Source organism: Georgenia sp. AZ-5, assembly GCF_043952095.1.
GTDB lineage: Bacteria > Actinomycetota > Actinomycetes > Actinomycetales > Actinomycetaceae > Georgenia.
Genome location: NZ_JBINOU010000001.1, coordinates 4,303,828 through 4,316,483, shown reverse-complemented (window position 1 = coordinate 4,316,483; position 12,656 = coordinate 4,303,828). Strand labels below are relative to the sequence as shown.

Below are 12,656 nucleotides of genomic sequence, written 5' to 3'. Positions count from 1 at the left end.
AGCCGGGCGCGGGAAACGGCAAGCGATACCATCCGCTGGTGCCCAGTCAGGACCGCCCGTGACCGCCGCGTTGCTCGGGGCCGTCCTGGCCGGCTCGCTGGCGCAGCGCGCCACCGGCATGGGCCTGGCGCTGGTGGCGGCGCCGTTCATCGTGGTGGCCCTCGGCCCCGCGTCGGGCGTGCTCATGGTCAACCTCCTGGGGCTCGTCACCTCGCTGCTCGTGCTGGCTCGCGTGTGGGCGGACGTGGAGTGGGGCACCTACTGGCGGCTCATGCCGTCCTCGCTCCTCGGGGTCGCCGCCGGCGCCCTGCTCGCCGCGCGGCTCCCGGCGACGTGGGCGCAGATCGTCGTCGGGGTGGTCGTGCTGCTGGCGCTGGGCGTGTCCTCGGTGGTGGCCCGCACCCGCAGCATGCCCCGCACCACTGGCGCGGTCGCGACGGCGGGCGGGGTCTCGGGGCTCACCTCGGCGCTCGCGGGGATCGGCGGCCCGCCCATGGCTGTGCTGCGCACCCTCACACGCTGGGACCACATCGGGTTCGCGGCCACCCTGCAGCCCTACTTCGCCACCACCGGCGCCGTCACGGTGGCCGCCAAGGTCCTCGCGGATCCGGGCGCCTGGCCCGACCTGGCGTGGTCGGGCTGGGCCGCGATCGCAGTCGCCATGATCATCGGGGTCGGGCTCGGCGGCACGGTGACGCGCCGGCTCCCGGCCGCCGTCCTGGGCCGCCTCATCACCGCCCTGGCCGCCCTGGGCTCTGTCTGGACGGTGGTCGACGGCGTCGCCGCGCTCTGACGCACGACCGCGATGGCGCCGCGCCTCGGCGCAGTGCCGGCTCGGCCCTGCCCGACGCAGCCGGCCGCCCCGGCCGTGTCCGGGGCGGCCGGCGTCGTGAGGCCGGGCGGGTCAGACCAGCTGCTCGGCCACCTCGGTCTCGGGCTCGAGCCCGCGCTCGTTCGGCACGCAGTGGGTCATCTGCAGCCCGGCGACGTCCCGCGGGCCGTTCCGGCCGAGGTTCCGGGCCCGCTCGAGCTCGGCGTCGGTCAGCCGCTGGTGCGGCAGCGGCTCGAGGTGGCGGACGTCGTCGGCTGCGATGCCCAGGCCCTCGCCGACGCGCCGGCCGAGCTCGTCCTCGCACATGAAGAAGTGCCACACCATGCGCTCCTGCACGCCTCGGGAGGCCTGCCCGATGTTGGCGATAAGATTCTTCACGAGGTCGTCCTGCTCCCACTGCTGCATCAGCAGGAAGCGCTGGCCGGCCTGCTCGTAGTCGTTCGTCCGCTCGACCTGGTCGCGCACCAGGCGGCCACGTAGCTCCGGGCCGATCTGCTCGTTCCGGTCGTGGATGTCGGACTCGACCAGCCCGCCGTCGTGGCTCGGCTCGTAGTTGATGTGCGGGTTGCCGGTGGGGTCCTGGTAGAACGCCATCTGCCCGTCGCGCTGGTTGGTGCGCACCGGCACCTTCGGGGCGTTGACCGGGAGCTGGAGGTAGTTCGGGCCCACCCGGTAGCGCTGGGTGTCGGAGTAGGAGAAGGTCCGGCCGACCAGCATCTTGTCGTCGGAGAACTCCAGGCCGTCCACCAGCACGCCGGTGCCGAACGCGATCTGCTCGTTCTCGGTGTGGTGGTCGGAGATGTTGCGGTCGAGCACCATCGTGCCGACCTTCTTCGGCGGGAACTCGTTCTCCGGCCACACCTTGGTGTCGTCGAGGGGGTCGAAGTTCAGCTCGGGGTGCTCCTCGTCGGTCATGAGCTGCACGAGCAGGTCCCACTTCGGGTAGTCCCCGCGCTCGATCGCCTCGTGCAGGTCCAGCGAGGCGTGCCCGGTGTCGTGCGCCTGGATCGCCGCGGCGTCCTCCTCGGTCAGGGAGCGCACCCCCTGGTGGGGCATCCAGTGGTACTTGACCAGGTGGGTGACGCCCTCGGCGTTGACCCACCGGTAGGTGTTGACGCCGAAGCCCTGCTGGTGGCGGTAGGTCGCCGGGATGCCGCGCGGGGAGAAGAGGTTGACGAGCATGTGCATCGACTCCGGCGTCTGGGACATGAAGTCGAAGATCCGCGCGGGGTCCTGCCGGAAGGTGACGGGGTCCGGCTTGAGGGAGTGGATGACGTCGGGGAACTTGATCGCGTCACGGATGAAGAACACCCCGAGGTTGTTCCCCACCATGTCCCAGTTGCCGTCCTCGGTGTAGAACTTCACCGCGAATCCGCGCGGGTCGCGCGCCGTCTCGGAGGAGTCCCGGCCGCCGATCACGGTGGAGAAGCGCACGGCCAGCGGGGTGCGCTTGCCGGCCTCCTGGAAGAGCCTGGCCCGGGTGTACCGGGAGATCGGCTCGTCCCCCCCACGTCCCGGTCGCCTCGAAGTAGCCGTACGCCACCTTCCCGCGGGCGTGGACGAGCCGCTCGGGGATCCGCTCGCGGTCGAAGTGGGAGATCTTCTCCAGGAACTGGTAGTTCTCCAGCGTGGCCGGGCCTCGAGAGCCCACCGTGCGGGTGCTCTGGTTGTTGGCGACAGGGTGGCCCTGCCGGGTGGTGAGGACCTCGCGGTCGTTGTTCTCCGGCATTCTCTTCCTTCCGAGGTGGTCGGTTCGGTCAGTTCGCGGCTGGTCGGCTCGGCTGGTCCGCCGCCGAGGCGCACGTGGGGCACAGCCCCACGAACGTGACCTCGGCGGACTCGACGGCGAACCCAGGTACTGCGGGGACCTCGCCACAGGCACCGGCGGCCCGGTCGACGTCGCGCACGACCCCGCACCGCCGGCACAACAGGTGGTGGTGGTCCCCCTCGGCCCGCGCCGTCTCGAAGAGCGCGGCATGGCCCGCCAGGTCCACCCGGCGCACCAGGTGCGCGCCGAGGAGGGCCTCCAGGCAGTCGTAGACGCCCTGCGTCGAGATGGTCCCCAGGCGGGCACGCACCCGCTCCGCCACCTCGGCCGCGCTGAGGTGCTCATCCGAGGCGGCGGTCAGGACGTCGAGCACGGCGGCGCGCTGGGCGGTGACGCGCAGTCCCGCCGCCCGCAGCTCCTCCGCGGTCCCGGCCACGCCTTCCATGAGACCCGTCCCGACCGAAACCGGCAACAGGAGCGGGCGAGAGAGGCGCCGAGCCATGGACGCCGCTTTGGACTCCCCAGCCGCTCGCCTTGCGGCGCCCGCCGGGGTGACGCCGGTGCCTGGGCTGACGCCGACGCTCGCCCACGTGGCCCTCTCCACGCGCGGCGGAGTCGTTAGCCCTAGTAATTAGCGACGCTAATGACTTAGACTAACCAGCATATGACTGAGTCCGCCCCTACGCCGCGCGCCGAGCGCCGCCCCGACCTGGCCACCAACCTGCGCATCGCCGTCCTGCGCCTCTCGCGGCGGCTGCGCACGGAGTCCGGTGACCTCACGGAGGCGCAGTACTCGGTGCTCGCGGCCCTGTGCCACCTGGGCCCCATGAGTCCCGGGCAGCTCGCCGACCACGACAAGGTCCAGCGCCCGTCGATGACCCGCACGGTCGCGGCGCTCGAGGGGCGTGGGCTGGTCACCCGCGGGGCGAACCCGAACGACAAGCGGCACGTCGTCGTCGACGTCACCGCGGCCGGCCGCGACCTCGTTCGGGAGGTCAAGCGCCGGCGCAACGCCTGGCTCGACAGGCGGCTCGCCAAGCTCACCCCGGCGGAGCGGGAGATTGTCGCCCAGGCCGCCGTGATCCTGCGAAAGGTGGTGGAGGAGTGACCCGGACCTTCTACTCGCTGCGGTACTTCAACTACCGCCTGTGGTTCGTCGGTGCCCTCGTGGCCAACGTCGGCACCTGGATGCAGCGCGTGGCCCAGGACTGGCTGGTCCTGACCGTGCTCTCCGACGACTCCGGCCTCGCGGTCGGCATCGTCACGGGCCTGCAGTTCCTCCCCATGCTGCTGCTCAGCCCCATCGCCGGCCTGGTGGCCGACAGGCTGCCCCGGCGCAAGTTGCTCGTGGCGACCCAGGCGGCCCTCGGCGTGCTCGCCGCGGGGCTGGGGATCCTGGTCCTCACCGGAGCTGCGGAGCTGTGGCACGTCTACGGGTTCGCGCTTGCACTGGGTGTGGTGACGGCCCTCGACAACCCGGTGCGCCAGACGTTCGTCGCCGAGATGGTCCCCGCCGAGGACCTGGCCAACGCCGTCGGCCTGAACTCCACGTCCTTCAACGCCGCCCGGCTCATCGGCCCGGGCCTCGCCGGCCTGCTCATCGCCGCCGTCGGCCCGGGGTGGATCTTCATCATCAACGCCGTCTCCTTCGGAGCGACGATCTTCTCGCTGACCCTCATGCGCTCGCGGGAGCTGCACGCCCTGCCGCGCGCGGAGCGGGGCAAGGGGCAGGTGAGGGCCGGCGTGCAGTACGTGCGCCGCCGCTCGGACATCGTCGTGATCCTCGTGGTGGTCGGCATCGTCAGCGCCTTCGGGCTGAACTTCCAGCTGACGTCCGCCACCATGGCGCGGGAGGAGTTCGGCAAGGGCGCGGGGGAGTACGGCATCCTCGGGTCGGTCATGGCGCTGGGCACGCTCGCCGGGGCGTTGCTGGCCGCCCGGCGCAAGCGCCCGCGGGTGCGGCTGGTGGTCGGCTCGGCGCTGGCCTTCGGGGTCGCCGCCGGGATCCAGGCCCTCATGCCCACCTACGAGCTCTACGCGCTCATGTGCATCCCTGTGGGCCTGTTCTCGCTGACCATGATGACCGCCGCCAACACCACCATCCAGATGACCACCGAGCCGGCCATGCGCGGGCGGGTGATGAGCCTGTACATGATGGTGTTCCTCGGCTCCACGCCCATCGGTTCACCGATCATCGGCTGGATCTCCGAGGCGTGGGGGCCGCGCTGGTCGGTGGGCGTCGGCGCCATCGCCTCCGTCGCCGTGGCCGTGGCCGCGGCCGCGTGGGTCCGGCGGAGCTGGCACGTGGAAGTGCACTACCAGCTGCGGCATCGCCCTCACCTGGTGGTCGAGGGGCCCGGCGAGAGGTACGCCCACGCCGCCGAGCGGGCCGAGCGCGAGCTGCTCCGCTCCTCCCTGGCGCAGCAGGAGGCGCAGCAACGCAGCCAGACGGCGTGACCGGGCGACCGGTTGCGGACCAGGCGCCCCGGGGCAAAGGTGGAGGCCCTGAGACGAAGGGGGACCACCGTGACAGAGTCGCCGCTCGGCAACGCCCGTGAGACCGCGGACCACGCCAAGGCCCTCGCCGAAGAGGCCAAGGAGAACCTCGAGGACACGCGCACCGACGACGAGGAGGTGGCGGACGCCGGCGTCGAGGCCGCCGAGGACCGTCCCGCCGAGCGCGAGCCGCGGCACCGCGCCGACCCGGGGCTCACCGGGCCCGGCGCGCCGATGCCCTGACGGCCCGTGCATGACTGTGGCCGGGCGCCTCCCTCGGGAGGTGCCCGGCCACGTTGCTGCGCCGGGCCGCGGGGGCGACGGCGCCTTCGGCGCCACCTTGGCAACCGATGCCGCCGTCGAGCCCGCTCAGGGTCGGGTCAGAGCCGGCTCGACTGCACCGGCATGTCCCACACGGAGGTGTCCGCGGTCTCGATCGACCGGTCCGCGATCGCACGGGCCGTGGCCTCCAGCGTCACCACCGTCTGCTTGATCAGGTAGCCGTTGCTCTTCTGCCCCAGCACGCGTGTGGGGTCCTCGTGGTCAGACATGCCGCGCATCTCGAACAGCAGGGTCGGGACACCGTACTGGGCCGCCAGCCCGTTGCGGGCGATGGCGTCGCTGCTGCCGCCGACGTCGTACTGGGCGACGTTGCCCCAGCCATGGGCATTGACGGCGCCGTGGACCACGGCGCCGAGGCGCTTGGACGCCTCGACGACCTCGGCGGAGACATTCGCGCTCGTCGGGTAGAGGATGGCGCCGGAGGCCAGCTTGCCGTCGGCCTGGCGATCCGTGCCCTGGTGGTGCAGATCGATCGCGTAGTCGATGTCGTGGGCGGCGAGCACGTTCTCGTGGAGCGCCCGGGTCTCGGGTTGGGACTTCGCGACGTGGTCGCGGTTGAGGTCGATCTCGTTGGCGTTGTAGCGGGTCAGGTGCCGGTCGCCGGCGGCCACGTAGTCCTCGAGGGAGAAGTTGACGTCGCCCATGGCGCCGTCGGCGTTGAGCATCGGGACGATGAGGATGTTGACGCCGTCGAGGAGGTCGCCGTACTTCCCGGTGCCGAGGTGCTTGATGAACTCCAGCGTGCCCTCGGTGGTCAGCTGCTCGTTGCCGTGCTGCTGGGTCAGGTACAGCACGGTGGGGTTCGCCTCGTCCGAGAGGTACTTGACCAGGTGGATGTCGCGGCCGTTGACCGTCTGGCCGATGACCTCCAGCTCCATGCGCTCCTGGCGGGCGTCCTGCTCCTGCAGGGCGGTGACCAGCTCGTCGTACGTGTGCAGGATCGAGGTGTTGATCGTCTCGTGGCCGTTGTAGCCGGGTCCTTCACCCACAGCGAGTGCCGGAGCCCCGGTGGTCAGTGCGAGTGTCGAGCCCAGCGCGAGAGCCGTCACGGTCTTCCTCACGTCGTTCCCCCTCTGCGTCGTGGTCTGCAGCGCGGCCGAAGGCCGCACCCGTGCATCGTCGGGGAGCACGAGCCGGTGACGACTGAGCTCAGGGTGGGACTTGGGGTCATGGCCGGTAGGTGCCACGCGTGGGATAGACGCGCGCGCGATGACGCGTGGCGGCCCCCGGTGACGGCTACGGCGCCGCGACCACGCGGCAGCGGTCCGGCGTGACGCCGTGGAGCGTGATCTCGTAGCGCGCGCTCGCCCCGGCGGGCACGAGCGGGACGTGCCCGTATCCGGCCGCCACCGGCTCGCCGTCGGGGCCGGCGCACACGGCGCTGACCCGGACGGCGGTGAGGTCGTCGCCGTGGCCGGAGGTGAGCCGGCCGGAGACCACGGGGTTCAGCGGGTCGGCCTCGATCTCCTGGTTTTCCAGGGTCACGGCCGGCGGCTCGGGAGCGGGGGGCGCGCCGCCGACCCGGGCATCGAGCGAGGCGACGGCCGCGCCCTCCGGGGCGACGACGTCTGCGACGAAGAGCGACTCGCCCCCGGCCGGCACGTCCACCTCGGTGGTGGTGTCTTCGGTCAGCAGGAGGCCCTCGGCGTCGTACGTGAGGACGGTGACGCCCACCGTCGACGGGGCGGCCGTCGCGTTGACGACCGTGCCGAAGGCCAGGTCCAGCTGGCCGGTGCGGAGCAGCCCGAGCCCGTCCACGCGGATGCCCTCGGACGGCGCCGCCTGTGCCGTGGGGTCCTCGTCGGCCGTGGCGGTCCGGGTGCCACCCTCCGCCGCACCGTCCGCGGCGCGAGCGACGAGCACCTCGGGGGAGCCGGCGGAGCAGGCGCCGAGGAGCAGGGCGGCGCCGGCCACCAGCTCCGGGGTGCGGCGTCGTCGGGCGGGCATCGTGCCTGTCTTTCCTGAGGAGGTTCTTGCCCTACCCTTCGGCACCCGCGCCGTCTTCGTGACGAATCGGGACGTTCCGGCTCGCCCGTCCGGGTCCCGCGGCCCCGTGCCGGGTCAGCCGCCGAGCAGCGACAGCCGCACCGTCGGGCGCCCCTGGCGGCGGCCGACCTCGGTGAACCCGGCCCGCAGGAACACACCGAGCGGGCCGCGGAACAGCCCCGACGCCGACTGCCGGGGCGCCGGCTCGACCGGATAGGCCTCGACGTGCGCGGCGCCGTGCGCCCCCGCGTGTGCGACGGCGGCGGCCACCAGCGTGTCCAGCAGGCCCCCGCCGCGGTGACGCGGGTGGACGAAGAAGCAGGTGATCGACCAGCAGCCGGGCACGGCGTCGTCGTAGGTGATGATCGTCGACCGCTGGACGCGGGGATACTCCGCCCGCGGCGCGACGGCGACCCAGCCGACGGGTTCCTCGCCGGCGTAGGCGATCAGGCCGGGCGCGGGCGCGTGGCGAGCCCTTGCGGCCATGAGCTCGCGCCGGTCCGCCACGCGCGACGCCCCGAACTCCTTGCCGGGCAGGCGCCACCACGCGCACCAGCACCGCGACTGGTCCCCGCGGCCGGTGAAGAGGCGTTCCAGGTTCGGCCACCGGCCGGCGTCGAGGGGGCGGACGTCGATGGCCGCGCCGGGCGCACGATGCTGGGTCATGGCCGGTATCCTCCACCGCGCGCCGACACGCCCGGAAGTCACGGGCCGCTGGCCTGGGCGGCGGCTGGACGGTCAGCGCGCAGGCGCCGGGCTCGGCCGAGGTGATCAGTGCTCTCTCCGCCTGGCCAGAGCACGCAGGACGTCGCGGTGCAGCAGCTCCGGATCACCAACGACGTCTTCCCAGGTGAAGCGCAGGACGACGAAGCCGCGTGCGACGAGCTCGCGGTCGCGCCGCCGGTCCTCCCGGAACTCCCGTCTGCCGGAGTGGTAGGCGAAGCCGTCGCACTCCACGACGACGTGTCGCTCGACGAGCATGTCGACCTCGCCGACGCCCTGGATCACCACCCCGGTGATCACCGTCATACCGGCCCGGCGGAGGACGAGCCGGGCGATCGTCTCGATCGCCGAGCGGCTGCGCCCGTCGCAAAGGCGCAGCGCGTGCAGCGCCCGGACGCTGCCGGGGCCCGTCAACCGCGGGTAGAGCTCGTCGAGGGTGACGAGGTTCTTGTTCAGGGCGGAGTCGACCATCACGACCGCTGCGGCCGGAGGTGCGCAGCGCAGCACACGGCCCAGTGCCTCGTCGATCGGCGCCACCCGCCTCACCGGGTCGGTGGGGGTGGCCCACCACGACTCACGGTGGAGCACCACCGAGGTCCGCGGGCGGGAGGGCCTCCGGCGGATCCCCCGGGACCGGGGAACGGCGAGGTGCGGACGTTCCGGGTGCCCGAGCGTGGCGAGCCCGTAGATCAGCGCGGCGCTGACGCACGAGACCGTCGCGTTGAGGCGGTGCGCCATGACCAGGGCGGGATCGGCGTCCGTCGCGGCGAGCCACCCGCCTCCCAGCGCACGGACCGCTCCCTCCGCCAAGGCGGCCGCGAGCTCGCGGCGCTCGGCTGCGGACCGGGCGACCTGCGATCGCCTGGCCACGCCGCCTGCCATGTCGAGCCGTTCATACAGGTGCACCCGTCGAGGGTGCACCGCGTCGCCGAGGCGGTGTCGTGGGCGGGGCGCGCGCTGGGGACGGCGGTGAGCCTGGGGTTCCTCGACCGGCCGGTCCCGCGCCCGGCGCGCGAATCGCGCCACAAGCGGGGTCAGAGTGACGAGAACGGGGCGCGGGAGCTAACTGCGGCGCCTCACCAGCACCGCTTGTGGCGCGATCCGATTGCTGGGCGGTCCTCATCACCGCAGGGATCGCTCAACTCGGCGGATGGCGGTCCGACGCACCCGTGGTCATCGCCGGACGCGGCGTGCAGTCAGCGCAGGCGCTCGACGACGTGGTCCACGCACGCGGTCAGCGCCGCGACGTCGGCGGGGTCCACGGCGGGGAACATCCCGACGCGCAGCTGGTTGCGGCCCAGCTTGCGGTAGGGCTCCACGTCGACGATGCCGTTCGCGCGCAGCGTGGCGGCGAGCGCCTTGGCGTCGACCTCCGCCGCGAAGTCGACCGTGCCGACGACGGGGGAGCGGTGGGCCGGGTCGGTCACGAAGGGCGTGGCGAAGTCCCGCCGGGTGGCCCAGTCGTAGAGCGTCGCCGCGGAGGCGGCCGTGCGCTCCGTCGCCCAGCTGAGGCCGCCGTTCTCCAGCAGCCAGTCCACCTGCTCCGCCAGCAGCACCAGGGTGGCCACGGCCGGGGTGTTGAGCGTCTGGTCCTTGCGGGAGTTCTCCACGGCGAGCTGGAGGTTGAGGAAGTCCGGCACCCACCGGCCGGCCGTCACCTCCTCGATGCGCGCCACGGCCGCCGGGGACATCACGGCCAGCCACAGCCCGCCGTCCGCGGCGAAGTTCTTCTGCGGGGCGAAGTAGTAGACATCGGTCTGGCCCAGGTCCACGGCCACGCCGCCCGCCGCGGAGGTCGCGTCGACCACCGTCAGCGCCTCGTCGCCGAGCACCCGCTCGACCGGCGAGACCACGCCGGTGGAGGTCTCGTTGTGCGGGTAGGCGTAGACGTCGATGCCCTCGGCCGGCTCGCACCGGGCGAGGGCGCCGGCCTCGGCCACCCGGATGTCCGACGCGGCCAGGAACGGGGCGCGGTCGGTGGCCGTGGCGAACTTGTGCCCGAACTCCCCGAAGTCGGCGTGCTGGGCGCGCTCGCGGACGAGGCAGAAGGTTGCGGCGTCCCAGAAGGCGGTGGAGCCGCCGTTGCCGAGCACGACCTCGTAGCCCTCGGGCACGCCGAGCAGCGCCGCGATCCCCTCGCGGATGCGCGCGACGAGGGAGCGCACCGGCGCCTGCCGGTGGGAGGTGCCCAGCACCGAGGTCCCCAGCGCGGCGAGCATCTCGACCTGCGCGGGCCGGACCTTGCTGGGCCCGCAGCCGAAGCGCCCGTCCGCGGGCAGCAGGTCCGTGGGGATGGCGATCGTCTCCATGAGCGCCGATGTTTCCACGTGCTCCGCGGCTCGGAGCGCCGCGTCCGCCTGGTGAGGCGGCGGGGGCCGCGCGGGCAGAGCACCGCGTCCGCTGGGTGAGGCGGCGGGGGCCGCGCCGGCAGAGGACCGCGTCCGCTGGGTGAGGCGGGCGACGACCGGCAGCGCTACGGGTGCAGCTCCCGGTGCACCTCGAGAAGGTGGGCGCTCCAGCCGGCGGTGCGCCCGCACATGTACAGGGCGCTGACGAGCCAGGCCGGCACGCCGACACCGTCCAGCAGGACCGTGCCCCAGAGCAGTGCGTTGGGGCGGTGCGCGACGCCGGCGCCCTCGCCGTTCCCGACGGCGGACCGGGCGACGGCGTCGACGAGCGCGTCGGCCGCCTCCACGCGCCGGGCGCCGAGCCCCACGCACGCCTCACGCAACAGCTCCACCCGGGCGTCCAGCGGGACCTGCTGGTCACCGAACCCGGGGAGCGACCTGTCCCGGGCGAGGTGGTCGGCGAGCGCGGCGTCGGCGTCGCCCGCACGCTCCACCCGGTCGAGCAGCGCCAGGCCGCGGGACACCGCCCCGCCGCCGAACGGCCCGCCCGCCACGGCGACGGCGGCGCTGAGGCTGGAGGCGGCGTCGGCGCCCACTTCGGCCGCCAGCCGCACCGTGCGGGTCGACGGCGACAGGCCGTCCTCCGCCACGGTCAGCCAGAAGACGTCCAGCGCCTCGACGGCCACCGGGTCGGCCTCCCCGCGCCAGCGGACGAGGAAGCGCTCGGTCACGCGCGGCGCCAGGTCGATCTCCCGCTGGGGCACGGCGGGCACGTCGGCGCCGCGGGCGGACTGCGCCACCAGGCTCAGCACCATGACCGAGGCGCGGGCGAGGTTGTCCCGCGCCTCGTCCGCGGGGACCTCGGCGAGCGGGCGGTAGGCCCACACCGGGCCGAGCTGGGCCAGCGCCGACTGGACGTCGACCCGCACGTCGCCCGTGCGCGTGGGCAGGTTGAACGGCTCCGCCGGCGGCAGGCCCGGGGTGGGGGCGCCGTCGACGAGCAGCCCCCAGACCCGCTCGAACGGGGTGCCGACCAGCGTCCCGACGTCCACGCCCCGGTAGGTCGGCATGCCCGTGTCGCCGACGGCGAACAGGACGTCGGGGCCGGGCGTGCGCTGGGAGGCGGGTGTGGTCGGCATCACGCGAACAATAGGGGGCGGGTGCGGCGCGCACCGAACCGGTCGCGCGGCGCGCGGGCCGGGCGGCCCTCCCCGGGCGGGTCCGGCGACGCCCTCCCGCCTCTCCCTTCCGGCCCGTACTTCCGCCATTCCCTATCCTGGGTGGAGAACGGCTTCCGGCCGGCACACGGGTGCCGAGCGACCGGTGCCCTGCAGAGGAAGAGCGGGGGACGCGTGAGCGACCTGATCGACACGACCGAGATGTACCTCAAGACGGTCTACGAGCTCGAGGAGGAGGGCGTCGTGCCGCTGCGTGCCCGCATCGCCGAGCGACTGGGCCACTCGGGCCCGACGGTCTCGCAGACGGTCGCCCGCATGGAGCGCGACGGCCTGCTGGTCCTCACGGGCACCCGCCAGCTGCGACTGACGGACAAGGGGCGGGCGCGGGCGACCAGGGTCATGCGCAAGCACCGCCTCGCCGAGCGGCTCCTGACCGACGTGGTGGGCCTGGAGTGGGCCTTCGTCCACGAGGAGGCCTGCCGGTGGGAGCACGTGATGAGCGAGCGGGTGGAGCGGCGGCTGCTCGAGCTGCTCGACCACCCTCGGCAGGACCCCTACGGCAACCCCATCCCGGGCCTCGACCAGCTGGGCGACGCGCCCTCCGCGGCCCAGGCCACGCCGGTGCGCTCCCTCGTCGACGTCGCGGCCGAGATGGCACCCCCCGCGGTGGGGGCGGCGCGGGCGGTGGTCCACGCCGCCGTCACCGGCTCCGCGGTGCCCCACGCGGCCGGCGGTGACGGCGGCCCGGGAGCCCCGGCCGCCTTCGAGGTGGTCCTGAGCCGCATCGGCGAGCCGCTGCAGGTCGACGTCGAGCTGCTGACCCGGCTCGCCGAGGCCGGGCTGCGGCCCGGCGTCCGCATCGAGGTGCAGCTGCGCCCAGATCTGGAGCTGATGTCCCTGCACGCTCCGGGCTCGCCCATGGTCCTGGACCTGTCCGAGGACATCGCCAGGCACCTGTTCGTCACGGCAGCCTGATCCCAGCA

Annotated in this window: 13 protein-coding genes and 1 pseudogene; 5 read left to right on the top strand and 9 right to left on the bottom strand. The window is 73.5% G+C overall.

Annotation, left to right across the window (positions count from 1 at the left end; translation table 11 throughout):
- Window positions 1-58: 58 nt before the first annotated feature.
- Entirely contained in the window at window positions 59-793 is a 735-nt protein-coding gene (locus tag ACF0H8_RS19985) for a TSUP family transporter (RefSeq protein ID WP_395290592.1), read from the top strand.
- 111 nt (window positions 794-904) lie between these two features.
- Here ACF0H8_RS19985 and ACF0H8_RS19980 read toward each other — a convergent pair whose 3' ends face one another.
- From ACF0H8_RS19980 to ACF0H8_RS19970, 3 genes and pseudogenes are all read right to left on the bottom strand, one after another.
- Window positions 905-2,272 (bottom strand): catalase, encoded by a 1,368-nt coding sequence (locus tag ACF0H8_RS19980; protein WP_395290939.1) that lies wholly within the window; start codon window positions 2,270-2,272, stop codon window positions 905-907.
- 133 nt (window positions 2,273-2,405) lie between these two features.
- A pseudogene (locus ACF0H8_RS19975) lies at window positions 2,406-2,561 on the bottom strand (catalase); the annotation flags it as partial.
- Between the two features lie 28 nt (window positions 2,562-2,589).
- The gene (locus ACF0H8_RS19970) at window positions 2,590-3,036 is read right to left on the bottom strand and encodes a Fur family transcriptional regulator (protein WP_395290591.1); all 447 of its coding nucleotides are present in this window, start codon (window positions 3,034-3,036) and stop codon (window positions 2,590-2,592) included.
- 228 nt (window positions 3,037-3,264) lie between these two features.
- Between ACF0H8_RS19970 and ACF0H8_RS19965 the strand changes: the two genes are divergently transcribed.
- The 3 genes from ACF0H8_RS19965 (at window position 3,265) to ACF0H8_RS19955 (ending at window position 5,339) form a co-directional block, all read left to right on the top strand.
- Window positions 3,265-3,708 carry a MarR family winged helix-turn-helix transcriptional regulator gene (locus tag ACF0H8_RS19965; RefSeq protein ID WP_395290590.1) on the top strand — a complete coding sequence of 148 codons (444 nt, stop codon included), beginning with the start codon at window positions 3,265-3,267 and terminating at the stop codon, window positions 3,706-3,708.
- Entirely contained in the window at window positions 3,705-5,057 is a 1,353-nt protein-coding gene (locus ACF0H8_RS19960; protein ID WP_395290589.1) for an MFS transporter, read from the top strand. The genes ACF0H8_RS19965 and ACF0H8_RS19960 overlap by 4 nt, the downstream gene beginning before the upstream one ends.
- A gap of 69 nt (window positions 5,058-5,126) precedes the next feature.
- On the top strand, window positions 5,127-5,339 hold the full coding sequence (locus ACF0H8_RS19955) for a hypothetical protein (protein ID WP_395290588.1): 213 nt from the start codon (window positions 5,127-5,129) through the stop codon (window positions 5,337-5,339).
- A 137-nt stretch (window positions 5,340-5,476) separates the two neighbouring features.
- Here ACF0H8_RS19955 and ACF0H8_RS19950 read toward each other — a convergent pair whose 3' ends face one another.
- From ACF0H8_RS19950 to ACF0H8_RS19925, 6 genes are all read right to left on the bottom strand, one after another.
- Window positions 5,477-6,499: a M14 family zinc carboxypeptidase gene (locus ACF0H8_RS19950; RefSeq protein WP_395290587.1), complete on the bottom strand. Its 1,023-nt coding sequence runs from the start codon at window positions 6,497-6,499 to the stop codon at window positions 5,477-5,479.
- A 175-nt stretch (window positions 6,500-6,674) separates the two neighbouring features.
- Window positions 6,675-7,385, bottom strand: a complete 711-nt coding sequence (locus ACF0H8_RS19945) for a hypothetical protein (RefSeq protein ID WP_395290586.1) — start codon at window positions 7,383-7,385, stop codon at window positions 6,675-6,677.
- 114 nt (window positions 7,386-7,499) lie between these two features.
- Window positions 7,500-8,090, bottom strand: coding sequence for a GNAT family N-acetyltransferase (locus ACF0H8_RS19940; protein WP_395290585.1), 591 nt, complete (start codon window positions 8,088-8,090; stop codon window positions 7,500-7,502).
- A 105-nt stretch (window positions 8,091-8,195) separates the two neighbouring features.
- Window positions 8,196-9,053, bottom strand: coding sequence for a DUF559 domain-containing protein (locus ACF0H8_RS19935; protein WP_395290584.1), 858 nt, complete (start codon window positions 9,051-9,053; stop codon window positions 8,196-8,198).
- A 290-nt stretch (window positions 9,054-9,343) separates the two neighbouring features.
- Entirely contained in the window at window positions 9,344-10,456 is a 1,113-nt protein-coding gene (gene serC, locus ACF0H8_RS19930) for a phosphoserine transaminase (RefSeq protein WP_395290583.1), read from the bottom strand.
- Between the two features lie 164 nt (window positions 10,457-10,620).
- On the bottom strand, window positions 10,621-11,634 hold the full coding sequence (locus ACF0H8_RS19925; protein WP_395290582.1) for a citrate/2-methylcitrate synthase: 1,014 nt from the start codon (window positions 11,632-11,634) through the stop codon (window positions 10,621-10,623).
- A gap of 213 nt (window positions 11,635-11,847) precedes the next feature.
- Here ACF0H8_RS19925 and ACF0H8_RS19920 point away from each other — a divergent pair, with 213 nt between their 5' ends.
- Window positions 11,848-12,648 (top strand): metal-dependent transcriptional regulator, encoded by an 801-nt coding sequence (locus ACF0H8_RS19920; RefSeq protein WP_395290581.1) that lies wholly within the window; start codon window positions 11,848-11,850, stop codon window positions 12,646-12,648.
- The last annotated feature ends 8 nt before the right edge of the window (window positions 12,649-12,656 follow it).